This is a genomic window from Deltaproteobacteria bacterium, from assembly GCA_009692615.1.
In the GTDB taxonomy this organism is placed as follows: Bacteria; Desulfobacterota; Binatia; order UBA9968; family UBA9968; genus DP-20.
This window is the reverse complement of sequence record SHYW01000070.1, coordinates 1-26,989: the sequence shown is the minus strand read 5'-3', so window position 1 is coordinate 26,989 and position 26,989 is coordinate 1. Positions and strand designations below refer to the sequence as shown.

Below are 26,989 nucleotides of genomic sequence, written 5' to 3'. Positions count from 1 at the left end.
TTGCTCTGCTTTTTCTTTCTCGCCCACGCCAAACTCGCAAACGTTGTCTGCTCCCCCACGCTCTTTCCTCCCGCCTCACCTTGTCGGTCTTTCTGCTCTTCGTTATTAGACGACTTGCTAGATGACTTGTTCAGAGATTCCTTAAAAGAGCTGGAACTGGCCGCAGAGGCGCTCAAGGTAAAGCTTCAATACGTAGACGTTCTTGATCTCAAGGATATTGAGACCGCATTCCGAGCCGCTACCAAGGGGCGTGCTCAGGCAGTCCTCATGCTAACGAGCCCCTTCCTCGTTTCTCAGCGAGCACAGATTGCCGACCTCGCGGCAAAGAACCGCCTGCCGGCAATGTATCCAGAGAGCGACATTATGGACGCGGGTGGCCTCATGTTTTACGGCCCAAACATTAACGATCTGTTCCGCCGCGCCGCTACGTATGTGGACAAGATTCTGAAAGGCAGGACGCCCGCAGACCTTCCAGTCGAGCAGCCGATGAGGTTCGAGTTCATCATCAGTCTGCCGGCTGCTAAGAAGATCGGCCTGACGATCCCGCCGAACGTGTTGGTGCGGGCGACTAAGGTGATTAGGTGACGATGGGAAAGCTATACTAAACGCAAGCACTATTGCGCATAGTGCGCCTAATCGCTAGGCTGCTGTCCGATGGTCAAAAGACGCTATTGGATCGACCGGTTGGAGGGAGCGTGGAAGCGGCGCTCCGTGGTCTGGCTGTCCGGGGTTCGACGAGCTGGGAAGACTGTCCTGTCGCAGAGTCTTCGAGATATCGAGTATTTCGACTGCGAGCTGCCGCGCGTGCGCCGGATGATCGAAGATCCCGAAGCGTTCCTCAAGGACAACCGTGGCCGCCGAATCGTTTTAGATGAGATTCACCGCCTTGAGCGGCCATCGGAGATTTTGAAAATCGCCGCGGACCATTTTCCCAACACCAAGATTCTCGCCACCGGCTCCTCGACCCTCGGCGCATCGGCAAAATTTCGCGACACCTTAGCCGGGCGTAAAGAAGAATTGTGGCTCACTCCCATGACGACCGCAGACGTCGAAGATTTTGGCGGGAAGGATCTTCAGCATCGACTTCTGCACGGTGGCCTACCGGCGTTTTTTCTTGAACAACAGCTTCCGGAAAGAGATTTCCAGGAATGGATGGATGCTTACTGGGCGAAAGACATCCAAGAGCTTTTCCGCCTCGAACGGCGTCAGTCATTTCAAAAGTTTGCCGAACTGCTCATGGCTCAGAGCGGCGGCATCTTCGAGGCGACGAAGTTTGCCCGGCCCTGCGAAGTCAGCCGAACCACGATCACCAACTATCTCGCCGTGCTGGAGGCGACCTATATTGCCCATGTCATCCGCCCCTATAGCACGCATCGTCCCACAGAGATAATATCCGCTCCCAAGGTGTACGGCTTCGATACCGGGTTTGTCTGCTACCACCGCGGCTGGCACGAACTGCGGCGTGACGACCTTGGTTTGTTGTGGGAGCATCTGGTGCTCAATGAAATGCACGCGCATTTGCAATCTCGCGAGATTCGCTACTGGCGCGACAAGCGCGGCCACGAGGTCGATTTCATCCTGGCTCAAACTAAAAAATCCTCGCTGGCGATCGAATGCAAGTGGTCCGCATCGGATTTCGACGCCGGCAACCTGCAAGCGTTCAGAAGACTCTACTCCCAGGGCGACAACCTGGTGGTTGCTAATGATGTCGAGCGCTCGTTCAGCCGGTCTTACAGCGGCCTGTCCGTGCGCTTTGTCAGTTTGGCCGATTTGATTGCCGAGGTAATGAGGAAACCGCCAGCGCGCGCATAGATGACGAGTAGGCAGTTGTCAGCGATCAGTTATCAGCACAACCACAGAAGCGAAAACCATGACGAAAAAAATTCTTATCTGGATACTGGTAACTTTCTTTGTTGCAAATGTTTCCGTCGCTCAGGCGCAGCAGACAACGAAAATCCACCGGATAGGATTCCAAAGTGCTGCCTCTCCTGCGGCGTTATCGGCCCGCATGGAGGCATTCCGGCAGGGTCTGCGCGAGCTTGGCTACGTGGAGGGGAAAAACATAGTCATTGAGTGGCGATTTGCCGAGGGAAAGCTAGATCGCCTGCACGAGTTTGCCGCCGAATTCGTGCGTCTCAAGGTAGACATCATCGTCACGGCTGCTCCGGGATCAACCCGTGCCGCTAAAAAAGCAACTTCTACGATTCCCATTGTCATGGCTTGGGATAACGACCCTGTTGCCAATGGGTTCGTCGCCAGCCTTGCGCGCCCTGGTGGGAACGTTACTGGATTGTCGACCCTGTCCCCGGAGATCAGCGGAAAACAACTGGAGCTTCTGAAGGAGATTGTTCCCAGGCTCTCCGATGTGGCTGTGCTTAGGAGTTCGACCTCCACAGGCTGGCAAGTAACAGCAAAAGAGATTGATCTCGCCGCCCGGGCGCTCAAGCTACAGCTTCAATACCTGGACGTACTAGATCCCAAGGATATTGAGACTGCATTCCGAGAAGCGCGCAAAGGGCGTGCTGGCGCAGTCCTCGTGCTAGCCAGCCCCATCCTCGAGTCTCACCGAACACAGGTTATCGATCTCGCGGCAAAGAACCGGCTCCCGGCGAGCTATCATGCGGCCGAATTTGTGGAGGCCGGTGGGCTTATGACCTACGGCGTGAACTTTACCGACCTGTACCGGCGCGCTGCTACGTATGTGGACAAGATCCTGAAAGGCAGGCCCCCCACTGAACTTCCCGTCGAGCAGCCGATGAGGTTTGAGTTCATCATCAGCTTGATAGCAGCGAAGAAGATCGGCCTGACGATTCCACCGAATGTGCTGGTGCGGGCGACTAAGGTGTATCGATGAAGGAAGTGCGATTGGTGGAACGGCAATCCAACGGTGCGCCGTCGTCACAAACTCAAGAGAATGCGAATGCGATTTTCCACTTCATCCATCATAGGATTCGGCAATAAGCCAATCTCTTGGCGGAAGGACTCGTTGGCTACGGCGATTACTTGCCCGAGAAGAAGATCGCTATCGCGAGAAACGCCGCCTTGGCCCTTCTTGAGGCGAAGCCGAAGAATCCCCGGGCTTTCCACAAGACGGGTCGTCGTTGGGATGACGATTGTCTATGAATACCCCGCATCGTTGACGAGATCCGATTGCAGCACTAAGGCGGGACGGAGTTTGCCGAGTTTGGTTTTTATGCCGGGATTGAAGTCAACAATGTATATGTGCCCGCGCTTGATCGGCATTTACGCACCACGGTTCGTACGGGCAACACCGGCCATGAATAGCTCTTTATTCTCTTCCCGGTCCGCCGCGCTGCAACGGCTCACGGACTCCTGGACCTCGCGCCGCAGTTTTTCTTCCTGGCTCGTCTTTTCCAAAGCTTTAAGAGCAGTGCGGATCAGCGCCGATTTGGAGGCGATACCCAGTTCTTTACGAAGCATTTCAATCTGCTCCTCTTCCTTTTTTGAAACGGCGATTGCACCCATAACAAACCTCATTATAAGAATCGTTATATTTTTTATAAGGCACTTAATAACTGTAGTCAACCGAAACAGAACCATGGGGTAGGGGCGACCGGCGCCCTGAGCGGAGTCGAAGGATGTCCGCCCGTTCGGAGGGCCGACACGCAGGTCGGCCCCTACACGAGTCCGACAATCGAATATCCAAAATCGGAAGCGAGGAACAGGAAAATGAAACGGTCCATAGCAAAACTCATCTTGATCGTCGTGATAAGCTTATTCGGCCCATCGGTCCAATCATTCGCCGCCGATAAACTGAGCTTAAGTTCGACCAATCCAACCGCGTTGGACTTGGACCACGTGGTCGCCAAGGAAAAAGGCTTCTACGCCAAGGAAAACCTCGAGGTCGAGGTTCAATTCATGCAGCCCGATCTGGTCATCAAAGCGCTGCTCGCCGGCAGCGTCGATCTAGCGCGTTCCGGCACCCACTTTGGCGTCATCGCCGCGTCGCGCGGCGGCGAGCTGAAAATCATCGGCGGTTCAAACTACGGCTATCCTTACGAAGTGATCAGCCAGCCGCAGTTCAAAACTCTTACCGATCTCAAGGGACAAAGGATCGCCGCAGCTTCGTTGGCGAGCATCACGACGACGATCTTCAAAGACGTCATGCAGCGCCAGGGGATTCCGCCGTCGGCTTACACTTTGGTTTTTGTCGGCGGCAGCCCGGAAAGATTTCAAGCGGTCGCCGCCGGCGCCGCCGCCGCATCGTTGGCCGAAGCGCCGCCGTTCAACTTCAAATCGGTGGAAGCCGGCCGCAAGGTGCTGCTCAAGTATTCCGATGAGATCAAAAACTTACAGTACACCTCTTTCTTCGCCCAGACCAAATCGCTGGCGCAAAACCGCCCCATGCTCACGCGCTTCATGCGCGCCATCGGCCAGGCCATGCGTTGGATGAACGATCCGATGAATGAAAAACCGATGGTCGAGCTGATGACGAAAAATTTAAAAATCGATGACGCGCTGGCGACGCAAACTTATAAATTCATGATCCCGGACAACAAATCCTTCCGCCTCGAAGGCGCCGTCGACGGTCCGGGTATGGCGGAAATGATCCGCCTGCTGTTCGAAGACAAAATGATCCCGGAGAAAAAACCCTGGGAGAGTTTCGTCGATCCGGCGTTTCTACCGGCGAAGTAGAGGTAGTGGCGACCGGCGATCGCCCTTTTCGATTTTCGACGCGCGCGTCGTGTGAGCCGAACCAACGGCTTAAACGATTTGAAAGATCTTCTCGTCACCGCCGTGCCTTCTCGGCGAAACTCCAATCGCGCAACAAAGTAATATTCGTTTTGATGCCGTCTTTTTCCTTGGCGCGAAAAGTTTCCACCGCGAGCAACTCTTCGATCACTGAATCCGGCAGCGACATGTCGGGATTGTACTGATCGCGGAATAGGCCGTAGTATTCCTTTGCCGTGGCGCGGTCCAAGCGCATGCCTTTCTCGAAGGTCGCAATGCCGAATTCGGGCTGATCTTGAAGTAGTGAAGTCGCGCCGCGCAGGGCGCGCAGCACGCGAACTATTTCATCGGACTCTTTGTCGATTTTCTTGTGCGTAACGGCGACGCCGGTGAGCGGGATGCGCGCGAGCTTGGCGAGTTCTTTCATCGGCACGAGAATCTTGAAGCCCTGCTTTTCGGCGGCGAACTCTCCCGGACTGGTGATCACCGTGGCGTCCACCGCGCCGCTGGCGAGCGCCGCCAAGCGGTCCGGCGTGCCGCCGCCCATGGGCACGATGGTCACGTCCTTGTTCGGATCCATGCCCGCGCCGCGCACCGACATGTAAGCGGCAAAATCCGCCGAGCTGCCGAATGAATTGATGCCGATCTTCTTGCCCTTGAGCGCGGCGACGTTTTGCAGTCCCGGCCGGCCAATCAGCGCGTAGCCGCCGCTCTTCGCCACCGAGCCGACGATCTTCACCGGCAAACCGTTGGCCGCGGCACCGACGAAGAACGGCAGATAGGTGCCGAAATCGATCTCGCCGGCAAGCAGCGCCGCGAGCATGATGTTGGTTCCGCGGAAAGAAATCATCCTGACTTTCAATCCTTCTTTCTCGAAAAAGCCCCGCTCGTTGGCGACCACGAACGGCAGAGTCGTCCAACTCCCCGGCCCCGGCCAACCGTAGTTGAGATCCTTGGCGAGAGCCGGCGACGTAAAAATCGCGGACAAAAGCACAACCAGGGTGAGTTGGCTTAGTGGAATCTTAATTTTCATCGAGCGCTCCCATCCGGTTTAAAACTTACGCTGCGCTTACTTTGTCGGAGTTGGAAGAATCAAGCAAGTTAGCTCGACAGCGATCCAACATCGAAGATCTCCAGACCACACAAGCGAATCCCCCGCGATCCCCCTTTACCAAAGTGGGAAAGAAATACTGGCGTCAGAATCCGAAGTCTCCCTTTTGTAAAGGAAGATTTAGAGGGATTTTCGAACCTGCGCAAACCGAAGGTGGAGAATTCGGTCAGCCGCCTTGACCGCCGTGGCATAGCGTATTACTAACCAATGCAGCGGCGTGAAATCGTCCAGGAGGATCTACCATGAAAGCTGAAAAGCAAACCGACGCATTACGCGAGGCGTTTCACCAACGCATGCACGCCAATAACATGTACGGCCTGTGGGAACTGGCCAGTCAAATGACGCCGCAGCCGCAGCCCAAGATGATCGCGCACATGTGGCCGTGGTCGACCTTGGAGCCGATTATTACTGAATCCACTAACGCAGTTCCCGTCGGCGACGAACGGCGCGCCTTGCAGCTCTTCAATCCCGGTCTCGGCGGCCGCTGGGCGACGACGAACAATTTAATCGCCGCCGTGCAAGTGCTCTTGCCCGGCGAAGTCGCCCGCGCCCATCGTCACACACCGACGGCGATCAGATTTATCATCGAAGGCCGCGGCGCCTACACCGCGGTGGACGGCGAGCGCGTTTACATGGAGCCCGGCGATTTGATCCTCACGCCGAGCTGGTCCTGGCACAATCACGGCAACGAAACCAAACAGCGCATCGTCTGGATGGACGGCCTCGACATTCCGCTGATCGCTTCGGTGGAAGCGATGTTTTTTCAGTTCTACAAGGAAGCTCAAGTGCCGGCGAGCCGCCCGCCGAATACTTCGAAGTCGCTCTACGGCGAGGGCCAACTGAGTCCCACATGGATTAAAGAAAGTTCAAAGACCTCGCCGCTGCTGCTTTACTCGTGGACGCAAACCGCCGCGGCGCTGAAATCCTTACGTGACCATGAAGGCAGCCGCTTCGACGGCATCGCGTTGGAATACCGCCACCCGCAAACCGGCGGCTCGGTGATGCCGACCATGGCGTGCCGCACCCAATTGCTGCGCCCCAACGAACACACCCAAGCGCACCGCCATACCGGCAGCGCGGTGTACCATATCGTCAAAGGCACCGGCGCGACGATCATCGACGGCAAACAGTTCAACTGGCGCAAAGGCGACATCATCGCCCTGCCGCCCTGGTCCGTGCACGAACATCTGAATAGCTCCGCCAAAGACGACGCCGTGCTGTTCTCGATCCAAGACGCGCCGGTACTGCAAGCCCTCGGCCTATTTTACGAAGAGGAATACGGTGAAAACGGCGGACAGCAGAAGGTCACGTCGACGTTTGAAGCGAAGTAGCACCGCCGTTCATGTAAGCGCTTCGAACGTAGGGGCGTATTGCATACGCCCTTACATAAATTTTTGAGATTCTTATTGGTGAACAATGAATCCATTCACGTAGGGTGCGCTTGCGCACCGTCTTATTTCATTCTCGGCCTGCGTGTCTCTTCCAGCTCCTCCAGTGTCCGCGGCCAATCATCTTTCAGCAGCCGTGACAGCGAGCGATCCGCCAGCAACTTGCCGCCGGTTTGGCACTTGGCGCAGTAGTTGGTCTCGTTGTCGGCGTAAACGATGCGCTGCACCGGCGCGGCGCAGATGGGACAAGGCTTGCGGTACTTGCCGTGCACCGCCATGTCGTCGCGAAACGCCGTCACCCGCTCGGGAAAATTTTTACCGGTCTCGTCGCGCAGGCGCGCGATCCACTCACGCAGACATTCCTGGGTGGCGCGAAAAAGAACTTCGATCTCGGCATCGCTCAACTGCTTGGTCTGTTTCACCGGCGACAGCTTGGCGCGGTGCAAAATTTCATCCGAATACGCGTTGCCGATGCCGCTGAACAAATGCGGATCGGTGAGCGATCTTTTAAGCGTATGATTCTCGCGCAACAGCGCGCCACGGAACGCATTCACGTTGGCATCGAAAATCTCCAACCCGCCGGGATCGTGTTCGAGCAAATTCTCGCGGCCCTTGACCAAATGCAGCGATGCGCGCTTTTTAGTTCCCATCTCGGTGAGCAACAATGTCGCCATGGAAAAATCGAAAGCCGCGTGGCCGAACTTTCGCGGCACGGCGGCACCGCGCTTCTTCCAGTGAAATCGCCCGGTGATCATCAAGTGAAAAACTAAAAACAACTCATCTTCGAGTTCGAAGACGATGCGCTTGCCGATACGGTGAAAGCCGACAATCTTTTTCCCCTCCGCCGAACTAATCGGCGGCTCGAAGGAGCGCAGCAGAAACGGACTGGCGAGACGGATTTTCTCCAGCGGCTGGTTAAGCAAGCGCGCTTCCAGTGCTTCGATGTAGATCGTGATGTCGGGCAGTTCAGGCATGGTCGATTATCTCGCGCTACTTTCTTGGCTCAGCAATAGGTTCGTCGTTTGGCTCCGAACATCCCCCTTTGAAAAAGGGGGACTGAGGGGGATTTGACACTGCGTGCAAAAGAAAATCCCCCTTCACCCTTTTTCAAAGGGGGAATCGTCCGAACCGAAGCTATAGACTTGTTCGGTTAACCGCTGAGCCAGTACACCAGAGTCGAAATTCCTAACACGGCGCCAAAGCGCTTGGCAAATCCAGTGAATGCGCCTTGCATTTGCGCGCCGATTCTCCTACAAACCGGCTAATGAAGATCGTCCAACTTTACACCGGCGCCGACAACGAATCGCATTTCGAAGATCTCGAAGTCGATCTCAACGTCCAAGGCGAGATGGCGGCATCGGCGTTGCATCCGGCGCACGGCATCATGTTTCGCAGCGCGTCGCCAAAACATCTGAGCCCGCATCATCCGGCGCCCAAACGGCAGTACGTCATCACTCTGTCAGGACAAGTGGAAATCGAAACCGGCGACGGCACGATCCGCCGCTTCGGTGCCGGCGACGTCATGCTCGCCGAGGACACCAGCGGACGCGGCCACATCACCCGCGTGGTCGGCGGCCAGCCGCGCATCTACGCCTTCATTCCGCTGAAGTAGGAATCGCCCATCGACGAAATCTCATCATCTTTAACGACGCGGCACCAACGCTGGTCCGTCGTCATCGTGCCTTGTTCGAATCTCATGCCGTCCATGATGGTGGCGACGTTGGGCATCGCCCTGCCGGAAATCCGCCAGAGTTTTGCGCTCTCTGAAGTCGCCGCCGGTAGCTTATTTTCGGTAATGATGCTCATCGCCGCACTGACCAGCGGCGGCGCCGGCCGGCTCGCCGATAAATTCGGCCGCAAGCGCGTGTTGATCACCGGATTGAGTTTACTCGCCATCGGTTTCGGACTAGCCGGCGTGACCGAGCAGCCGCTACTATTTTTTCTCTTGCTCGCCGTCACCGGCATCGGCTACGGCTTCACGCCGCCGTCGCTCTACGCGATCATGTCCGACCTGCTGCCCCATCGGCGCGGCCTCGGCGCCAGCTTGGTATCGGTCACCTACGGCATCGGCGGCGCCATCGGCGCCGTGCTCGCGAGCCGGATCACCGCGGCATTCGGTTGGCGCGCCGCTTTCGTCGCCGTCGGCGTCATTGCCACGGCGAACATGCTGGTGCAACTGTTGTGGATTCGCGAGAGCCAAGCGACGAACTCGACGGCGCGCAGCGGCTCCTTTCGCGACGCTCTGTCGTGGTCGATCATGCTTCTGGCCCTAGCGGAATTTATCGGCGGCTCGGTGTTTTGGAGTTCCGCCGCTTGGACGCCGACGCTGCTGCGCACGGCGAAAGCCTTGCCGCTCAAAGACGCCGGCTGGATCATGGGCGTGTTGAGCGTCGCCAACATGTGCGGCTCGTTTTGCCTCGGCAATCTGTCGGATAGATTCGGCCGTAAACGCGTCGTCGCCTTCAGCGCCTTCCCCGCCGCGCTGGCCGCCTTCGTGCTATTTTATTTTTTACAATCGCCGCTCGCCCTCGCCGTCGGCATCGCCGTCTTCGGATTGATCAAAGCCTCGGTGCCGGCGCTCCTAGTCGCCCTCGCCCAAGAAACCGCGCCGCCCGGCAACGCCGGCAGCGCCGCCGGCATTATCATGTCGCTGCATTACTTCGCCGGCGTCATCGCGCCGCTGATCGCCGCCCGCATCATCGCCGGCACCGGCGACATCGTGTTAGCGATGATCTTGATGACGTCGGTGCCGCTGATTCTTTTCGGCATCCTAATCGGCGCCGTGCGTGAACGAAGCCGTTAATAGCCCATTCACCACGAAGGACACGAAGAGCACGAAGTTCGGAATAACAATTGTTCGAAACCTTCGTGGCCTTCGTGGCCTTCGTGCCTTCGTGGTGAAATATATCCGGTGCGTAAATTTGAATAATCACCGTAGCCACGAAAACGCCAGCACCAGCGTCGCGCCGACCAGCATGCCGGTCACCGCGCTTTTGGTCTTGTAAGCGATCGCGATCGTCACCGCCAGAGCCACGCCGCGGTAGGGCGCCGCTTGCGCTTCGAAGCGGGCGCCGGACATGAAGAGTGAAATCGAAATCAAACCGCACAAAAGCGCGTAGGACAGATAGCGCAGCAAACGATCCCAGGTGTCGGGAAAACTTTTGCCGACGAGAAACAATTGCGGCAAGGCGCGCAAAAGCAGCGCCGATAAACCGAGAATGAGAATTAGCTCGATGCGCGACAAAGCCATTTTTCCAAACTCCAACCCAGCACCGCGATCGTCGCCGCCGTCGCCAGCCAACCCCAACCGGGATTGAACAGCGCGCCGGGGATCGCCGTGACGATGCTCGCTAAACAGATCAGCGGCATCGTCCAGCCTTTCATTTCAGCGACGAGTAACCCCGCGAAGTAGCCCGGCAGGATAAACTTCAAGGCCTCTTCGAAGCCCGGCGGAAATCCCAGCGCGACGCCGTATCCGGCCGCCGTGCCGACAACCCATACGCAAAAACTCGTCGCGCCGATGCCGGCGAAGAAACCGAGATTGCCATAGCCGTCGGCGACCGAGCGGCCGCCGCTCGCGGCGCGCTCTTTTTGAAATTGTAAATAAGGAACGATGAAGCTGCTGGCGCTGACGACGTGGGATGAAATCAACAATGGCAAACGTTTCACGCCGCGAAAAAACGGCGCCAGCGCCGTGCTCATCGGCAGGAAGCGCAGATTCATCAAAACGCCGGCGATTAAGACTGTCGCCGCCGACTTCCCTTCGGCGAGCGGCACCAGCACCGCGAACTGCGCCGGCCCGGAATAAACCCAAGCGGACATGAGAACGATTTCCGTGAGCGTCAAGCCATGCGCTTGCGCCGCGATCCCCCACGCGATTGATGACGGCACGAAAGCGATCCAAATCGGAATCGCCGCTTTCATGCCCTGACGAAAACGCGCCGCGAAAGACATCACACTCGCGCCCTCACCCTTTCCTCTCCCAAAGGGCGAGGGTAAATACTTTTGGAATCGATCGATGGCTCGACCGAGCTAACGATTGGAACATTTTGAACGGTTGGAACTCTTCAATCCCATTTATTGCTTCAGCATTTTGCCCAACTCTTCGTTCAACTTGGCGCCACCGCCTTTGAGATAGAAGTTGAATAGATCTTTCGGCTCTTGCAGTTTGATCTTGTTATCGCGCAAATGTTTCGCCATGCGCGAGCTTTCGACCAAGTGCGACGAGCGGAACTCATGCTTCTCGATGATCGCTTGGCCTTCCTTGGAGATCATGAAACCGACGAAGAGCTTCGCCAAATTTGGATGGCTGGAATTTTTCGGCACGCCGAGATGAAAATAAGAAGCATCGCCGGGAGTGGAACCGAGCAGCGCCACCAGCGGCGCCCCCTTGGCTTGCCACTTCCACATGGTCGCCAAAGAATCGCCGATGTTCGCCATGATCGGAAACTCGCCGCTGAGTACCCGCTCTTCTTCGCCATAGCGCAGCCACCCGCCGCTGAGCGCCACCAACTTGCGGGTGAACTCTTTCAAGCGATCCTCGCCCCAGATGAGCGCCAATTCGACCAGCCAATTGGGATAGGGTGGCACGGCGATTTTTCCCGCCCAAGTTGGGCTCAAGCGCGGATCGACCAAATCTTCATAAGACTTCGGCGCCTTGTCGGCGCTGATCAAGTTTGAATTGTAAATAATCCCGCGCGGCGACGAGTAGACCAACACGCCGCGCTTGCCGACGATTTCTTCCATCGAACGCGCAATCCACGGAAACGTCGCCGACCAATTGATTTCCTCCAGCGCATTCTCGCGAACCAAGTTAGCGTACTGTCCCAACGAGCCGAGATAAATATCCGTCGAAGCTTTGCTGCCGGATTTAAACTCGCTAATCACCCGCGCTGCCATGGCGTTCATCTCCGGGCCGGCGCTGAAGCGAATTTTACTGCTCAGACCGAAACGTTTGTCGAAAGCCGCCTCGATTTCTGCCAAACCTTTTTTGCCGCCAAACGTCGTCGGCCCGGCGACAAAAAACAATTCCGGCTCCTTTTTCGCCGCCGCGATCGACTGGTCGAGGGTTTCCCCATGGACGAATTGAAGGTGTCCCGCCGCCAGAAACAAAAACAGAAAACTAGCGATCGACTTTTTTCCTGCCGCCATCTTCATACTCCGCTGGTCGCAACCAACTTTTGCCGCCGTTGCCACGACTTCAGCGGCTGGCCATCGGCCAAGGCCCGAAGCTCGCGCTGCCAAATCTGCCGCAAGAGAATCACCGCCACGTCCGAGCGGCCCAAGCGCTCGGTCTCGCGATCGGGGATCGCGCCCTGCCCTTCCTGGGCGACGTGATCTTGAATATTGACGAGGTCGGGCCGCTCTTCGATGTCGTGCACGCTAACCTCTCCCGCCAGCGCGCGCTTTGCCATTTCGTTGGCGGACGGCAACTGCGCGATGATTTCCGCTTGGCGCCGTTGGCGCTCGCGCAGGCGTGCCGCACCATCGCCGGTTACGTGAATCAGCGCAATGTTAAAACTCCGATGGCTAACATCGTCCACCGGCACGCGCCAGGCGAAGGCTTCGCGCCAACCTTCCTGACCGCTCTCCGGCGAGCCCTTGATGTAGAGAATGTTCGGCATGAGGTAATGATTGATGCGCGCATTGCCGTCCTTGCGCGTGCCGTACATGGCGATGCCGTAATCGGTTTCTTCCGCGGTGATTTTCGGAATGTCCCAGTTGAGACCGAACGTGGTGAAGTTCGACTTGGCGTGGGTGAATGGGACGTGAGCCTGGTCGATGCCGTTTTCCAGCGTGCCGAAATAATTGCAGTGGCGAATATAAGTGCCGACATCGATCTCGCCTGGCTCTTCCAGCTCGGGATAACGCGGAAACGGCGGTGCATCGCCTTCGCCAAAATAGGCGAAGATCAGCCCGAGAAATTCCTCGGTCGGGCAGCTGCGGATTTTAATTTTCTGCGCGAAGCTCTCGCCCTCAGCCGGCTGCTCGACGCACTGGCCGGTGCCGTCGTATTTCCAGCCGTGATAAAAACAGCGCAGGCAATCCTGCTCGACCCAGCCGACGGACAACTGCGTGCCGCGATGGGCGCAGCGAAAATCGACGACAAAGGCCGCGCCGCTTTCGCCGCGATAGAGCGTGAAATCTTCGCCCATGATACGAATCGGCACCGCGTAGCCGGTTTTCAGCTCCGCCGAAACATAAACCGGCTGCCAAAACCGGCGCAGATATTTCCCGGCCAAAGTTCCAGGTCCGGTATGAACGAAGTCAATTGAAGTGGCAATTTCGGTTTTAGCTGTCATGGTCATGATCCTGAGCCAAGAGGGCGGGTTTAAAACCCGCCCCTACATTTCCGATTTCTTTTTTGCGTACTTTGCGTTCTTTGCGGTTGAATCTCCGAATCCGAATCTACGTCGCCGACGCCACATGCTGCTGCTTGCGCGCGAAGATCCAGAAAGTCGTCACCAACGGCGTCATCACCGCGATCATCATGATCGCGATCGCCGCGGCATCGCCCAGGCCGCCGCCATGCCATTGGCCCCAAATGTAAGTCGACAGCACCTGGCTTTTCGGCGACGACAGAAACACCGCCATGGTTAGCTCGCGATAGGCCGACAACGAGGTCCAAATCCACGCATAGATCAATCCCGGTTTGATCAACGGCGCGATAACTTTGGTGAGAATCTTAAAAGTCGAGGCGCCGCTGACCTGCGCCGCTTCCTCCAACTCGCGATGCACTTGAATCATGCTGTTGTTCAACACTCGGGTGCCGAAGCTGATCCAGCAGACGACATACACCGCCATCAAAACGTAGATCGTGCCGTAGAGCGGTATGACGTTGGAAATCAGCAGCGCCAGATAAGCGATCGCCAGCGCGAACAAAATATGCGGCACCGGATGGGGCAGAAACGCGATGGCGTCGAGTGCCATCCGCCCGCGCATGCGCGAGCGCGTGACGATCCACGAGATCGCCGTGCAGACGATCACGATCACCGTCGGCACGATGACCATTAACAATAAAGTATTCCACGCCGCGTCGAGCAGCGCGCTGTCCAACGCCATCTGGGTGTAACGCTCGAAGGAAATCACTTTGAGAGTTTGCCACGACGGCGCTTGCACGTAGGGCAACAGCGACACCCAAAAGATCGCCAGCAGCGGCAACACGAAGGCGAGCAGAAAATAGCTCCCCAACATAAACCACGCGAGCCAGCCCCAGCGGCCCAGTTCCACCGGGCGCGAGTGGTAGGACTTGCCGGAGATGATTTGATATTTGTGGCTTTGCTTTAGCGCGCGAAAGTACGGAATCATCAGGATCAACGACACGCACACCATGATGGCGCCGTAGGCGCCGCACAAACCGTAGCGCGGCAGACCTTCGTTGGGATTGATCATGTAGTAGATCGCCGTGCTGAAGGTGAAAATATTATTGGCCATGCCGATGACGCCGGGCACGTCGAAGGCGGCGATGGCCACGGTGAGCATCCATATTATCGCGGAAAATAGCGCCGGCCAGATCAGCGGCAGTTCGATGCGGATGAGCGTGCGCCATTGGCTCACGCCGTGCACGTTGGCGGCTTCGACCAGCGCCGGATTCATGCTGCGTAGCGCCGCCGAGATCATCACGTAGGCGAGCGGCACCAGCGTCATGCCTTGAACGAAACCGATGCCCGGCACGGTGGCGATATTGAGCGGCGCTTGGGTCAAGCCGAACAGTTGCATGAAAAAAATATTGATCACACCGATGCGCGGGTGGAGCAAAAACACCCAGCCCATCGCTTTGAGAAAAGTCGGGAACAGGACACCGATGCTGAGAACACTCATCGCCAAGGTTTTCCCCGGCATGTCCGTGCGCTCGATGAACCAAGCAAAGATGAACCCCAACGGCACCGACACCGCGATGGTGACCGCCGCGAAGATCAGCGTCGTGGTCATCACCCGATAGGTATAAGGATCGCCGAGCAGCGTGAAGTAATTCTTCAGCGAATAGTCCGAAACCTGCCCCGGCACGCCGGTGCGAAAACTCATCCAAACGATCATCGCCAGCAGAGCGAGAATCGCCAACGCGGCGAAGCCGGCGATCGACACCAGCGAGTACTTCGACCAATTGAATCGTGAATGAGGTTCAGCGTAGAGAACTTGGGTGGACATCGGGATTCAATTCGTTCGCTGGCAAAGCTGAATTTTTCATTTCGTCATGCCGGCGAAAGCCGGCATCCAGCCTTCGAAAGCCGGATGGATACCGGCCTGCGCCGGTATGACAGATTACAGGATCAGAAAATGTATGTCGGTTTTCATAAAGATCGCCACAACCACTGCTACTTCAAGAGAATCTTGTTCAGCTCTTCTTCGAAAGCGGTATCTTCTTTTTGAAACACTTCGTTCAGTTGCTTGGGGTCCTGCATCTTGATCTTGTTGTCTTTGACGTACTTCGCCATCAAGGTGCCGTCGACTAAATGCGAGCTACGATAATCCTGCTTCTCCAGCACGCTTTGCGCTTCCCGGGTGGCCATGAACGCGACGAATAATTTCGCCATGTTCGGATGGACGGAATTTTTCGGCACGCCCAATTGATAATAAGAACAGCTCGCCGGCGACGATCCCGGCAAGCCAACTAAAGGCGCGCCTTTGGCTTGCCACTTCCACATCGCTTCAAGCGGTCCGCCGGTACTCGCCATGATCGGAAACTCGCCGCTGACAATGCGCTCCTCTTCACCCTGACGCAGCCTGCCGCCGATCAGCGGCGCAAGTTTGCGCGCGAAACTCAAAGCTTTTTCCTTGCCCCAAAACGGCGAGACCCGGATCAGCCAATGAATATAGGCCGGGATCGCCATCTTACCGGCCCAAGTCGGAGACAATGCCGGATCGATCAAGTCGTCATAATTCTTCGGCGCCTTGTCTTTCGGTATGACGTTGGAGTTGTAGATAATACCGTGAAACGAGTCGTAGACCAGCACCGACTCCTGAGGGAATATTTCCATCGCCTTACTGACCCACGGAAACGTCGCGGACCAATTGACGCTCAGTAGCGCCTTGTCTTGATGCATGGTCACGTAAGTGCCGTCGGAGCCAAGATACAAATCGCTGGACGACTTGGTGCCGGCCTTCTGCTCGGTGATAATCCGCGCCGCCATCTGCGGAAAGCTCGGCCCGCCAACCAAGTTGAGTTTACCCTTGAAGCCGTAACGTTTGGCGAACAGCGCTTCCAGATCGGCGAAACCTTTCTTACCGCCGAAAGTCGACGCGCTCGCGACCAACGTCACTTCGCCTTCCTTCTTGGCCTCGGCGACGATCTGTTCGAGTTTCTGAGCATCGGCCAATTGAATCTGCGCGCTCAATAATAAAATCGGAATGAACAGCCAACGAATCATGAATGCTCCCTCAATCAGTTAAGCGCTTCCACCGCGTCGCGGCTCGAATCGAACGTGATCGACGTATTGTTTTTCGGGTCGCGGATCACGCCGAAGGGATCTTTGCCCTCGGCCACGGCGTCGATGGATTCGCGCAGCATCTTGCGCAGCATGAGAATTCCTTGATCGGAAGTCGCCAGATGCTCCTTGGTCCGATCGGCGATCACGCCTTGGGTCTCCTGGGCCACGCGATCCTGCTCACGATTGGGCAGATTCCACCAGCCGTCTTGCACCCGCGTGTAAACTCCCGGTTCGCTTTTACGAAAATTTCTCACATGCAGCAGCTCGGGCCGCGTCGGCTTGCCGTCCTTGTGCGGATAGAAGTCGATGTAAAAAGTATGGGTCGTGTAGTCGTCCTTGGGCACGCGAAAGCGAATTACTTGGCGCGGCTGCTCGTCAATTCGAGCAGCGGAATGGCGAATATGCGAAGGGAAAATATAATGCGAGATGCGCGGCTTGGTGACGCCTTCGACCCAAGTGGTCTCTTTGATACCGCAGGGCGACGGCTCCCACTTGATCGTCGGTCGCTTCATCGCCATGTTCGGATAACCGGCGGCGTGGAGCGCGATGGAATGGGTACCGTCGGCGGAATTTTCCGCGCGCTGGAGCCAATTGCAAAACTCTTCGCCACCGCCGACCACGCGGCAGCCGTCGGCGCGCACCAACAAATCGTAACGCGGCAACAGCGGCGCCGGCGCCGGCCCGACGTAAGCGAAGATCAAACCGCTGGAGTCTTCCGCGTAATAAGCCGGATGCTTCACCCGCTCTTTGAACGTGCTATCGGCGGGCTCCGCTGGCTGCTCAAGACAATTGCCGCGCACATCCCAGAGCCAACCGTGATAGCAACAACGCAGCCCATTGTCTTCGACACGGCCATATTCCAAAGAAGTGCCACGGTGCGAACAGTGCAACGCCACCAAACCCAACTTCCCCGCGCCGTCGCGAAACAGCACGAAATCCTCGGCGAGCAGCGTGACTTTGGTCGGCGCGGCCTTGGGCTTCACCTGATCCGAAAACGCCACCGGCCACCAGTAGCGCCGCAGCATCTCCCCCGCCGGCGTTCCCACCCCGACGCGCGTCATTAGTTCGTTTTCTTCTTTAGTCAACATTTCACTTGCCTCTACCTGTGTGTTGAAATTCGTTCCGTCCATCCTTCGACAAACTCAGGACGAACGGAACGAATTTGTGAAAGACTTAGAATTGTCCGTTCATGCTGAGCTTGTCGAAGCATTCCTTGCCGTTTGTCGTCGACCGCTACTGTTTGAGCATCTTCGTCAGCTCTTCTTTAAACTCCAAGCCGCTATCCTCGCCCTGCAAGTAGAAATTGATCGAATCCTGCGCCTCCTGCAACTGCACCCGACTCTGTTTCAAATACTTGTTCATGATCGTGCCTTCAACCAGATGCGAGGTGCGAAAGTCTTGCTTCTCCAAGATCGCTTGGGCTTCCTTCGACGCCATGAAGCCGACGAAGAGCTTGGCTAAATTGGGATGAGCCGAATTGCGCGGCACCGCCAGTTGAAAATAAGACGGCAGCACCGGCGTCGAACCCATCACCGCGACCAACGGCGCGCCTTTGGCTTGCCACTGCCACATTTGCTCCGTCGCACCGCCCATGTTGGCGGCGATGGGAAATTCGCCGCTGACGACTCGCTCCTCTTCACTATAGCGCAGTCGCCCGCCGCTCAGCGCGACCAATTTCTTGGTAAAAGCTTTTACCCGCTCTTCACTCCAAACCATCGACAGCTCGACCAACCACGACACGTAAGGCGGGATCGCCATCTTGCCCGCCCAGGTCGCGCTCAGCTTGGGATCGACCAAGTCTTCATAACTCTTCGGCGCTTTGTCTTTGGGAATAATCTTCGAGTTGTAAATGATGCCGCGCAGCGAAGTAAAAATCAGCACTCCTTCATTGGGAAATATTTCCATCGGCTTAGTGATCCAAGGAAAGATCGCCGAATAGTTTACTTGCTCCAGCGCTTTCTCTTTGTGCAACAGCGACACATGCGATTGCGAGCCGTGATAAATATCGCTCGACGGCTTGGTGCCGCTTTTGAGTTCGGTGATCGTCCGCGCGGCCATGGAATTCATCTCCGGCCCGGCGGCGAAGCGGATTTTCATTGTGAGCCCGAATCGTTTGTTGAACGCCGCTTCGAGCAGATTGAGGGTTTTCAAACCGCCAAAGGTCTGCGCCCCGGCGATAAAGGTCAGCTCCGATTCCTTCTTAGCTCCCTCAACCAATTGCTTGAGCGTCTCCGCCGCTGGCAATGGCAACGCGAAATTCACTGCGAAGAAAATTTGTCCAACGACAATCGCTCTAAAAAACTTCATCCATCCGCCCTTATCCTTCATCCATCGAGCAAATCTTCATGCGGCCGCAAACGAATCAACTCATTCTTCGCCGGATCGCGCAGCACGCCGAGCGGATCGCGCCCCTGTTTCACCGCTTCGATACCTTCCTTATATAAGCGCCGCAAAAGAATTACACCGGTATCGGTCGTGACCAAGTGTTCGGTGGTCCGGTCGAAGATCGCGCCTTGGCTTTCCTGTGCGGCGCGGTCCTGATCTTCGCGCGCGAACCAGCCGATCTTGTCGTCCCAACGATATTTACCCGGCGTGGTTTCTTGCGGACCTTCAGTCGAGCGGTCCTGCATCAATTTCGCGGTCGGCTTCCCTTCGACGACGTTGGCAAACTCAACGGTGTAATGAATCGTGCTGGTGTCGTCGATGGGCACGCGCCAGCGCATCACCTCGCAGGCGCTGCTCGCGGTATGTTCGGTCGGATGCCCCTCTTCGACGTTGCCGGTTTTGTTCATCGTCGGCATGACGAAGTAATTCACATGGGCCCAGTTTTGTCCTGACACTCGCCGCGTGTAGGTGTTGAGCACACCATGCTCGAACACCTGCGGATTGATCTCGCCATCTTCCCAGTTCGGCGTGGTGAAACCTCGATGCAGCCATTTCAAATGGTTCTGATCGACGGAATTTTCGATCATCTGGAAATAGTTGCAGTTGACGACGCGCGCGCGCATCGCCCGCTGACCGTCCTGGCGCGCCAGCACATCGTAGCGCGGCAACAACGGCGCCGGCTCCGGCCCCATGTAGACAAATAACACGCCGCCAAGTTCTTGAACCTTGTACGACGGCTGGCGCACGCGAACTTTGAAAGTACTCTCCGCCCCCTCGCCCGGCGTTTCCAAAACTTTGCCGTCAACGTCGTAAAGCCAGCCATGGTAACAACAGCGCAGCCCACCGTTTTCGATATGACCGAACTCCAACGAAGTGCCCCTGTGCATGCAGCGCAACGCCAACACGCCGAACCTGCCGTTTTCGTCACGAAACAGGACGACATCTTCGCCGAGAATTCTTTTTCGCTTGGGCTTTTCTTGAAGCTCGTTGGCGAAACCGATCGGCTGCCAATAACGTCGCAACATCTCGCCGGCTGGTTTGCCGGGGCCGACTTGCGTCAACGCATCATTTTCTTCTTTGCTCAGTGCCATGACGGTTTCCTTCTTGCTGATGGTATGATTCGCGTTTGGTCAGTCACGAATATCCGGTTCCCGCTTACAGTGTCAAGCAACTCAGTACTGCCCCGTGGTCGATCAGCCGAACCGGCGCGGGGTGAGGCAACCGTAAGAGTAACAATGGAAAAACGTCGGAAACTAGTCTATACAGACGACCAAGGATCGTCAGAACTGGCAAAGGCGCTGTCTTGACCGAAGAAAGACGAGAGATCTTGGTAGTGCTGGAAAAACTGCGGAGCGTCGCAAGGTATCGCCAGAAAAGCCGGCAGCCAAACAATAAGCCCATGCGATTGCCACTCCTGCCCCTTCTATTAGCCGAGATAATGACAGCCCTCCCCGTCTTGGCTCAGACACGCGAATGTATCGTCCCAGGAGCAAAAATCCACTGGCTCGCAGACTACTGCATGACCAAATTGGAGACCGATGATGAGATTGCCGCGAGTTCCTGTATCGGCATAGAACTCGCACGAGTGTTCGCGAATGATTGAGAGGCAAAGGTTTACTACAAGAAGACCATGTGCGATTTAGCCATTTCTCGTAAACTGAGGCAGGGTGATATTGACCGCTGCCTCGCCGACAGGGGGTTCACGGGATCAACAGTCCGAAAACGGGGAGTCGGCGGCGGCTAACTACCGATACAGCACGTTGAATTCGCCCCCACCCTGTGCAAATCTCTGATTCCTCATGGCCGACCAAACCGCGAGCATTCTGCGCGAACTTCCATCCATCGATCGCCTGCTCAATCATGTGCGCGGCGCCGCGCTGCTGTCGCGCTATAATCACGATTACGTCACGCAGAAATGCCGGGAAGCGCTCGATCGCCTGCGCGCCGGTATCAGACAAGGAACGATTAGCGATCTCAGTGATGATGCGATTCTCAATCAGGTCGAGCAGCGCATCGCCGCGGAAAGCCAGCCCGGTCACGTCCGCGTCGTCAATGCCACGGGCACGATCCTGCACACCAATCTCGGCCGCGCACTCTTGTCGCAGCCAGCCATCGACGCGATGTTGGCGGTGGCCGGCAACCCGATCAACTTGGAATACGATCTCGCCGCTGGCAAGCGCGGCAAGCGCGAAGAAACGCTTGAGCGACTATTAGTCGAACTCACCGGCGCCGAAGCCGCTACCGTGGTGAACAACAACGCCGCTGCCGTGCTGCTCGGTTTAAATTCGCTGGCGCAAGGCAAAGAAGTGATCGTCTCACGCGGCGAGCTGATCGAGATCGGCGGCGCGTTTCGCATCCCGGAAATCATGGCCAAGAGCGGCGCGATCCTGCGCGAAGTCGGCGCAACTAACAGAACCCATCCGGCGGATTACGAAAATGCCATCAACGACAACACCGCGCTGCTGTTGAAAGTGCACACCAGCAACTACAAAGTCGTCGGCTTCACCGCAGAAGTGACGCTCGAACAATTAGTCGCCATCGGCAGGAAAAATAATTTACCCGTGATGGAAGATCTCGGCAGCGGCGCATTGATCGACTTGAGCAAATACGGCCTGCCCAAAGAACCTATCGTCGCAGAAAGAATCCAAGCCGGCGCCGATATCGTCACGTTCAGCGGTGACAAGATTCTCGGCGGCCCTCAGGCCGGACTGATGGTCGGCAAAAAAGACTTAATCGGCAAGATCAACAAAAATCATCTGCAGCGCGCGCTGCGCTGCGGCAAGTTGACGCTCGCCGCTCTCGAAGCAACCCTGCGCCGCTATCGCCAATCGCCCAACATCGTCGAAGAAATTCCAACTCTGAGAGCATTCACGCGATCCGTAGATGAAGTCCGAGCGATGGGCCAGTCGTTGCTACCTAAACTTGGAACCACCCTCGGCAAAGATTTTAGCTTAGCGCTACAAGACTCGACATCGCAGATCGGCAGCGGAGCCATGCCCACCGAAGAACTACCGACGGTCGTGATCACGATTGAGAATGCAAAACTCAGCGCCAACGCCATCGCGAAAAAATTTCGCCAGGCCGATCCGCCAATCATCGGCCGCATCCAAGACGACAAGTTTCTCCTCGACCTAAGAACCATCTTCGACGCCAATGACCTAGTCCCCAAATTCCGTTCCGAATAATTTGGAATATTGAATTTGTAATTTGTAATTTCCCCATGCCTTACATCATCGGCACCGCCGGCCATATCGATCACGGCAAGACCAGCTTGATCAAAGCCCTCACCGGCATCGACACCGACCGGTTGAAAGAAGAAAAAGAGCGCGGCATTTCCATCGATTTGGGCTTCGCCCATCTCGATCTGCCGGACGGAACTTCGGCGGGCGTCGTCGACGTGCCGGGTCACGAGCGTTTCATCAAGAACATGCTCGCCGGCGCCCATGGCATCGATCTCGTGCTCTTCACCGTTGCCGCCGACGACGGCGTCATGCCGCAGACCGAGGAGCATTTGGACATTGTCCATCTGCTCGGCATCAAGATGGCGATCTTCGTCATCACCAAAGCCGATCTCGCCCCTTCGCGCATCGCCGATGTCGAAGAGGAAATCGAAATCATGACGCTCGGCACGACGCTGGAAAACTCGCCGAAGATCGCGGTCTCATCGGTCACCGGCCAGGGTTTGGAAGAATTGAAGCAACTGATTTCGACGACGCTGAAATCCGCGACTCACGCGGCGCCGAGCGGCTATTTCCGTTTACCGGTGGATCGCGCCTTCGTCTTGCAGGGCCACGGCGTAGTCGTCACCGGCACTTCGCTCTCAGGCGAGATCAAAGTCGGCGAGCAGGTGCGCTGCTTGCCGGGGGATAATTTATTCCGCGTGCGCAGCCTACAAGTGCATGGCCAATCCGTCGAGCGCGCCGGCTGGGGCCAGCGCGTCGCCATAAATCTCACCGGGCCGGAGCGCGCGTCCATCGAGCGCGGCCAAGTGATTTGCCACGACAAGCTGTCGCTGACTACAGAACGATTCGACGCGTTCCTCGAAGTCCGTCCCGCGGCGGCCAAAGGAATCAAGAATCATCAGCGGCTGCGCATCCACATGGGCGCCGCCGAACGCTTGGGCAAAATCGTCTTGCTCGGCGACAAAGAAAAAGCCGAGGCCAAAGAATCGCTCTATTGCCAGATCACGTTGGAAGAACCGCTGCTGGTCCTACGCGGCGATCACTTCGTCGCCCGCGATGAAACCGCCCAGCGCACCCTCGGCGGCGGCACGGTGATCCATCCTTGGGCCAAGCGCCACAAACGCGGCGATCCAAATCTGCCGAGCCGGCTGAAGGCGCTGCATACCGGCGACTTTGCCGAGCTGATGGAAAACTTCTTGAATGAAAGCTCAGCCTTCGCCCTGTCCATCGACGCCATCTACCAGTTTTTAAACCTGCGCGAAGAAGAAGCGCGGCAGAAAGTCGACGCGTTGAAATCGCTGCGCGCGCTCAATGCCGAAGGCGAGAAAGTCTACACCACGGAATTGAAATGGAGCCAACTGAAAGATCGGTTGTTGAAGATACTCAAGGAATTTCACGCCGGTCATCCGTTAATCCCTGGCATGGACATGGAAGAACTGCGCGGCAAGCTCGTCTATGAACTGTCGCCGAAAACTTTCCGCGTCGTCGTCGATCTATTCATCAAAGAGAAACTCATCGCCAAGGAAGAAAATCTGCTGCGCCTGGCAAGTCATAAGGTGCAGCTCGGCGGTCAGGAAACCGTCTTGATGGACAAGATCAAAAAAATCCTCGGCGAGCAGCCGCTGGCGCCGCCGGATTTGAAGGAGATCGAAAAACAGGCCGGCGTGCCGCGCAATCGACTCACCGAAGTCATCCGCCTGCTCGAACGGGACGGTTCCGTCGTCCGCGTCACCACCGACATGTATTATCTCGCCAGCAGCATCGAACAACTGCGTGGAACGCTGGTGCAGTTTCTGACTGAGAAAGGTGAAATGAACGCCGCCGCGTTCCGCGATCTAATCGGCTCGAGCCGCAAATATATCATCCCGTTGTTGGAATACTTCGACCGCGCCGGACTGACCATTCGCATCGGCGATATCCGCAAACTGAAATCTCCGCCGAGCGCGGCAAAAAAATAATCCGAATTTCAGGTTGATTGAATCTAATATTCCCCGCTGCTTGCGGCGGGCACAACTAAATGGGGTTTCCAAAGGGGGCGAGCATCCCCTTTGGTCGCGAGCGGGGTTCATACCCCGATCGCGAAATGCCGAGTTGATTTTGTCGGGGCGACCCCCCGTGGTCGCCCTCCGCCGGGCAGGCACGCGGGCCTGCCCCTACATGAACGCGCCGTTCACCGACTCTCGAACCGGAAAAACAATCGCGCATTGAAATTAGTCGCCGTTCCATCTACATTGTCCCATCATGATGCTCGGCAAGAAAAAAGCCGTGCGCTTGACGCAAGAAGTTAAGGCCGCGGGTTGAGCTGCTAAGCTCGGCCCCGCCGACCTCGCGCAAGTTTTGCACGACCTCCCGAAGTTCAAACACCCCGACATGCTGGTCGGCACCGAAACCTCCGACGACGCCGGGGTGTATCGTCTGCGGCCCGATCTCGCTATCGTCAACACGGTGGATTTTTTCACGCCGATTGTCGACGATCCCTATTTGTTCGGCCAGATTTCCGCCGCCAACTCGCTGAGCGACGTCTACGCCATGGGCGGCGAACCGAAAACCTGCATGAACATCGTCTGTTTTCCCAGGGACAAAATGGACATGGCCATCCTCGGCGAGATTCTCAAAGGCGGCGCGGATAAAGTCATCGAAGCCGGCGCGGTGATCATCGGCGGCCACAGCATCATCGACGAAGAAATCAAATACGGCATGTCGGTCACCGGCGTGATTCATCCCGACAAGATTTTTCGTAACGTCGGCGTCCAAGAAGGCGATGCGTTGATCCTGACCAAAGCGCTCGGCACCGGGATCGTCACGACGGCGCTGAAAAAAGGCAAAGCCTCCGAAGAAAGCGTCAGCGAAGCGGTCAAATCCATGATCACGCTCAACGCCGCGGCGTCGTTGGCCGTGCGCAAACATAAACCCCACGCGGTATCCGACGTCTCCGGCTTTGGCATCCTCGGCCATGCCCAGGAAATGGCCAGCGGCAGCGGCGTCACCTTGGTGATCGAATCGGCCAAGCTGCCGATCTTGAAAGACGCCGTGCGCTTGGCCGAAAAAGGCTACGTCACCGGCGGCGGCAAGCGCAACAAAGATTACCTCGACGACAAAATGGTCATCGACAAATCGATCCGCGAAGGCCTCGTGCAGGTCGCCCTCGACCCGCAAACCTCCGGCGGCCTGCTCATCGCCGTCGCTAAGCGCCAAGCCGCCAAACTCATCGAAGATCTCCACGCCGCCGGCGTCGCCGTCGCCTGCGAAATCGGCTATGCCACCTCGCTGCAAAAACCTTGGGTGCGGTTGGTCTGAAGCTCAACCGATCGGATTGGCATCTCGGCGGTTTTCAATCACATCTCAGGATCTCGGTTTAAAATTGCAGTCGAAAATCGGCTGGACTTTACGGGGTGAGGCAAACGAATGAAGCAGTTTTTTCAGTAATGTGGTTACTTGCCGGTGAAATTTCGTTCATCCCAAACCAGCCGCGGGCCGTCCAACAACACTGCGACGTGATTGAGGATATCGCGTCCCAGGACGCCGCATTCTTGATTGCCGATGAGAAATCGCCCTCTGAAAACTCGTCTGAGAAAAATCAGATCGAGACTCGCCACGTGGGCAAAGCTCTTTCTGCCGTCAAAACCCATGATCTCATAAGCTGCATCTGAATCTGCGGTTGCGCCAAGCAGATCAATCGATTGTTGGGGAACCAACGTCACATCAGCCCCTGAATCGATCAACATCGGTACATCAGTCACTGCGTTGACGTCATTGGAAGTGCGCAGAGTGACTCTCGCGAGCGGCCCAGGCGGATTGAAAAATCGATCGTCATACGCCGGCATCGGGCGGTTCCTCGATCACTTGCTTTATGAAGTCTGCCGCCTGCTCAGGATGCACAAGCCGAGGGCTGCCAATGTAAGCTACTGTCTGGACCTCAACGTCTGGTATGACCACATAGACTTTTGCCTTTTCCGGTAACCTAACACTAGCCGGCAAACGAATTTGGCCCTGCTCCACGATGCCCTCGAATGTCCTAACGCCCATAGCTCACCTCGCGCCTTAAATTCGCAAGCTGAGTGTAGCACGGCTCACTCATTCCGCCTACCGTGAAAACGCTCGGCGGCGCTCCGCAAAATCCCTGTTGATTCGACCACGCCAAACAGCAAGAGTGCGAGAACGAGTTTGACGAAAGCAAAGCCTTGCGCGCCGACAACTGGCCTCAGACTCCCGATCTCTTTCACTGAATCACTTTGGTCGCTTTCATCAGCGTCCACTGTGGAATCGTAATGCCGATCTGCTTCGCCGTCTTGAGATTGATCACAAACTCGAACCTCATCGGCTGCTCCACCGGCAGATCGGCCGGCTTGGCTCCCTTCAGGATTCGATCCACGAAATATGCGACGCGCCCGTAGCTCTCCGCGAGGTCCGCCCCGTAGTACAGAAGCCCTCCGGCATCTACAGCTTCTCTGCTGGCGTAGACCGACGGTAAACGGCTCTTTAAGGCAAAGGCCACAATCTGTTTTTGGTTAGCATTCATTAGCGGGCTCGGGGACACATAGAGTCCATCCGGGCGCTGCTTGTTTAGCGCAGCGAATACCCGCTCGAAATCGTCCGCAGCTCGCATCTCCCAAGGCTGAATAGTCAACTTCAGCACACGTGCCACGGCTGGGAGAACTGTCAATGGCGGAGAGAAAATGTGCCAGATAGCGGCGCAATAGTGTACCAGTCAGGTTAAGAGAAAAGGGCTTTGAAGCCCCTGGGGTTTATTGTTGAGCTGGCACGTCGATTTAGATTTTGGTGTTGGGTTCTCCTTCGGTTGGC

The 26,989-nt window shown here is 56.7% G+C and carries 27 protein-coding genes; 11 read left to right on the top strand and 16 right to left on the bottom strand.

Annotation, left to right across the window (positions count from 1 at the left end):
- From EXR70_16480 to EXR70_16470, 3 genes are all read left to right on the top strand, one after another.
- Entirely contained in the window at positions 1-585 is a 585-nt protein-coding gene (locus EXR70_16480; GenBank protein MSP40088.1) for a hypothetical protein, read from the top strand.
- Between the two features lie 69 nt (positions 586-654).
- Positions 655-1,812 (top strand): ATP-binding protein, encoded by a 1,158-nt coding sequence (locus tag EXR70_16475; GenBank protein ID MSP40087.1) that lies wholly within the window; start codon positions 655-657, stop codon positions 1,810-1,812.
- A gap of 58 nt (positions 1,813-1,870) precedes the next feature.
- Positions 1,871-2,854: an ABC transporter substrate-binding protein gene (locus tag EXR70_16470; protein ID MSP40086.1), complete on the top strand. Its 984-nt coding sequence runs from the start codon at positions 1,871-1,873 to the stop codon at positions 2,852-2,854.
- Between the two features lie 44 nt (positions 2,855-2,898).
- Here the strand turns inward: EXR70_16470 and EXR70_16465 are convergent, their stop codons facing one another.
- The 3 genes from EXR70_16465 to EXR70_16455 are packed head-to-tail and all read right to left on the bottom strand — an operon-like array spanning position 2,899 to position 3,486.
- The gene (locus EXR70_16465) at positions 2,899-3,114 is read right to left on the bottom strand and encodes a hypothetical protein (GenBank protein ID MSP40085.1); all 216 of its coding nucleotides are present in this window, start codon (positions 3,112-3,114) and stop codon (positions 2,899-2,901) included.
- Positions 3,115-3,117: 3 nt separating this feature from the next.
- Entirely contained in the window at positions 3,118-3,243 is a 126-nt protein-coding gene (locus EXR70_16460) for a type II toxin-antitoxin system PemK/MazF family toxin (GenBank protein ID MSP40084.1), read from the bottom strand.
- On the bottom strand, positions 3,244-3,486 hold the full coding sequence (locus EXR70_16455) for a hypothetical protein (GenBank protein MSP40083.1): 243 nt from the start codon (positions 3,484-3,486) through the stop codon (positions 3,244-3,246). It abuts the gene before it with no gap.
- 204 nt (positions 3,487-3,690) lie between these two features.
- Here EXR70_16455 and EXR70_16450 point away from each other — a divergent pair, with 204 nt between their 5' ends.
- Positions 3,691-4,656, top strand: a complete 966-nt coding sequence (locus tag EXR70_16450; protein MSP40082.1) for an ABC transporter substrate-binding protein — start codon at positions 3,691-3,693, stop codon at positions 4,654-4,656.
- A 94-nt stretch (positions 4,657-4,750) separates the two neighbouring features.
- On the opposite strand, the gene EXR70_16445 is transcribed toward EXR70_16450, so the two are convergent.
- A complete protein-coding gene (locus tag EXR70_16445; protein MSP40081.1) occupies positions 4,751-5,725 on the bottom strand; it encodes an ABC transporter substrate-binding protein in 975 nt (324 codons plus the stop codon).
- A 320-nt stretch (positions 5,726-6,045) separates the two neighbouring features.
- Here EXR70_16445 and EXR70_16440 point away from each other — a divergent pair, with 320 nt between their 5' ends.
- Positions 6,046-7,134: a cupin domain-containing protein gene (locus tag EXR70_16440; GenBank protein MSP40080.1), complete on the top strand. Its 1,089-nt coding sequence runs from the start codon at positions 6,046-6,048 to the stop codon at positions 7,132-7,134.
- Positions 7,135-7,256: 122 nt separating this feature from the next.
- Here EXR70_16440 and EXR70_16435 read toward each other — a convergent pair whose 3' ends face one another.
- Positions 7,257-8,165 carry a formamidopyrimidine-DNA glycosylase gene (locus EXR70_16435; protein ID MSP40079.1) on the bottom strand — a complete coding sequence of 303 codons (909 nt, stop codon included), beginning with the start codon at positions 8,163-8,165 and terminating at the stop codon, positions 7,257-7,259.
- A gap of 290 nt (positions 8,166-8,455) precedes the next feature.
- Between EXR70_16435 and EXR70_16430 the strand changes: the two genes are divergently transcribed.
- Positions 8,456-8,803: a hypothetical protein gene (locus EXR70_16430; GenBank protein MSP40078.1), complete on the top strand. Its 348-nt coding sequence runs from the start codon at positions 8,456-8,458 to the stop codon at positions 8,801-8,803.
- A gap of 66 nt (positions 8,804-8,869) precedes the next feature.
- Positions 8,870-9,994, top strand: a complete 1,125-nt coding sequence (locus EXR70_16425) for an MFS transporter (protein MSP40077.1) — start codon at positions 8,870-8,872, stop codon at positions 9,992-9,994.
- A 126-nt stretch (positions 9,995-10,120) separates the two neighbouring features.
- Here the strand turns inward: EXR70_16425 and EXR70_16420 are convergent, their stop codons facing one another.
- The 5 genes from EXR70_16420 to EXR70_16400 all read right to left on the bottom strand — a co-directional run bounded on the left by EXR70_16420 (position 10,121) and on the right by EXR70_16400 (position 15,339).
- Positions 10,121-10,441, bottom strand: a complete 321-nt coding sequence (locus EXR70_16420; protein ID MSP40076.1) for an AzlD domain-containing protein — start codon at positions 10,439-10,441, stop codon at positions 10,121-10,123.
- Complete coding sequence (locus tag EXR70_16415) at positions 10,417-11,145, bottom strand: hypothetical protein (protein ID MSP40075.1); 729 nt, start codon at positions 11,143-11,145, stop codon at positions 10,417-10,419. The genes EXR70_16420 and EXR70_16415 overlap by 25 nt, the downstream gene beginning before the upstream one ends.
- 123 nt (positions 11,146-11,268) lie before the next feature.
- A complete protein-coding gene (locus tag EXR70_16410; GenBank protein MSP40074.1) occupies positions 11,269-12,348 on the bottom strand; it encodes an extracellular solute-binding protein in 1,080 nt (359 codons plus the stop codon).
- The gene (locus EXR70_16405; protein ID MSP40073.1) at positions 12,345-13,499 is read right to left on the bottom strand and encodes a Rieske (2Fe-2S) protein; all 1,155 of its coding nucleotides are present in this window, start codon (positions 13,497-13,499) and stop codon (positions 12,345-12,347) included. The genes EXR70_16410 and EXR70_16405 overlap by 4 nt, the downstream gene beginning before the upstream one ends.
- A 100-nt stretch (positions 13,500-13,599) precedes the next feature.
- On the bottom strand, positions 13,600-15,339 hold the full coding sequence (locus EXR70_16400) for an iron ABC transporter permease (GenBank protein ID MSP40072.1): 1,740 nt from the start codon (positions 15,337-15,339) through the stop codon (positions 13,600-13,602).
- A 46-nt stretch (positions 15,340-15,385) separates the two neighbouring features.
- Here EXR70_16400 and EXR70_16395 point away from each other — a divergent pair, with 46 nt between their 5' ends.
- Positions 15,386-15,598: a hypothetical protein gene (locus EXR70_16395; GenBank protein ID MSP40071.1), complete on the top strand. Its 213-nt coding sequence runs from the start codon at positions 15,386-15,388 to the stop codon at positions 15,596-15,598.
- On the opposite strand, the gene EXR70_16390 is transcribed toward EXR70_16395, so the two are convergent.
- The 4 genes from EXR70_16390 to EXR70_16375 form a co-directional block, all read right to left on the bottom strand.
- Positions 15,507-16,559 carry an extracellular solute-binding protein gene (locus EXR70_16390; protein ID MSP40070.1) on the bottom strand — a complete coding sequence of 351 codons (1,053 nt, stop codon included), beginning with the start codon at positions 16,557-16,559 and terminating at the stop codon, positions 15,507-15,509. The genes EXR70_16395 and EXR70_16390 overlap by 92 nt on opposite strands.
- A 14-nt stretch (positions 16,560-16,573) precedes the next feature.
- Positions 16,574-17,749, bottom strand: coding sequence for an aromatic ring-hydroxylating dioxygenase subunit alpha (locus EXR70_16385; GenBank protein MSP40069.1), 1,176 nt, complete (start codon positions 17,747-17,749; stop codon positions 16,574-16,576).
- A 103-nt stretch (positions 17,750-17,852) separates the two neighbouring features.
- On the bottom strand, positions 17,853-18,947 hold the full coding sequence (locus EXR70_16380) for an extracellular solute-binding protein (GenBank protein MSP40068.1): 1,095 nt from the start codon (positions 18,945-18,947) through the stop codon (positions 17,853-17,855).
- Positions 18,944-20,095, bottom strand: coding sequence for a hypothetical protein (locus EXR70_16375; protein MSP40067.1), 1,152 nt, complete (start codon positions 20,093-20,095; stop codon positions 18,944-18,946). Before EXR70_16375 ends, EXR70_16380 begins: the two co-directional genes overlap by 4 nt.
- Positions 20,096-20,803: 708 nt before the next feature.
- Between EXR70_16375 and selA the strand changes: the two genes are divergently transcribed.
- The 3 genes from selA to selD all read left to right on the top strand — a co-directional run bounded on the left by selA (position 20,804) and on the right by selD (position 25,483).
- Positions 20,804-22,189, top strand: a complete 1,386-nt coding sequence (gene selA / locus EXR70_16370; GenBank protein MSP40066.1) for an L-seryl-tRNA(Sec) selenium transferase — start codon at positions 20,804-20,806, stop codon at positions 22,187-22,189.
- Positions 22,190-22,224: 35 nt separating this feature from the next.
- Positions 22,225-24,144: a selenocysteine-specific translation elongation factor gene (gene selB, locus EXR70_16365; protein ID MSP40065.1), complete on the top strand. Its 1,920-nt coding sequence runs from the start codon at positions 22,225-22,227 to the stop codon at positions 24,142-24,144.
- Positions 24,145-24,430: 286 nt separating this feature from the next.
- Complete coding sequence (selD, locus tag EXR70_16360; GenBank protein MSP40064.1) at positions 24,431-25,483, top strand: selenide, water dikinase SelD; 1,053 nt, start codon at positions 24,431-24,433, stop codon at positions 25,481-25,483.
- A gap of 134 nt (positions 25,484-25,617) precedes the next feature.
- On the opposite strand, the gene EXR70_16355 is transcribed toward selD, so the two are convergent.
- Positions 25,618-25,815 (bottom strand): hypothetical protein, encoded by a 198-nt coding sequence (locus tag EXR70_16355; protein ID MSP40063.1) that lies wholly within the window; start codon positions 25,813-25,815, stop codon positions 25,618-25,620.
- 590 nt (positions 25,816-26,405) lie between these two features.
- The gene (locus tag EXR70_16350; protein MSP40062.1) at positions 26,406-26,894 is read right to left on the bottom strand and encodes a hypothetical protein; all 489 of its coding nucleotides are present in this window, start codon (positions 26,892-26,894) and stop codon (positions 26,406-26,408) included.
- Positions 26,895-26,989: the final 95 nt, after the last annotated feature.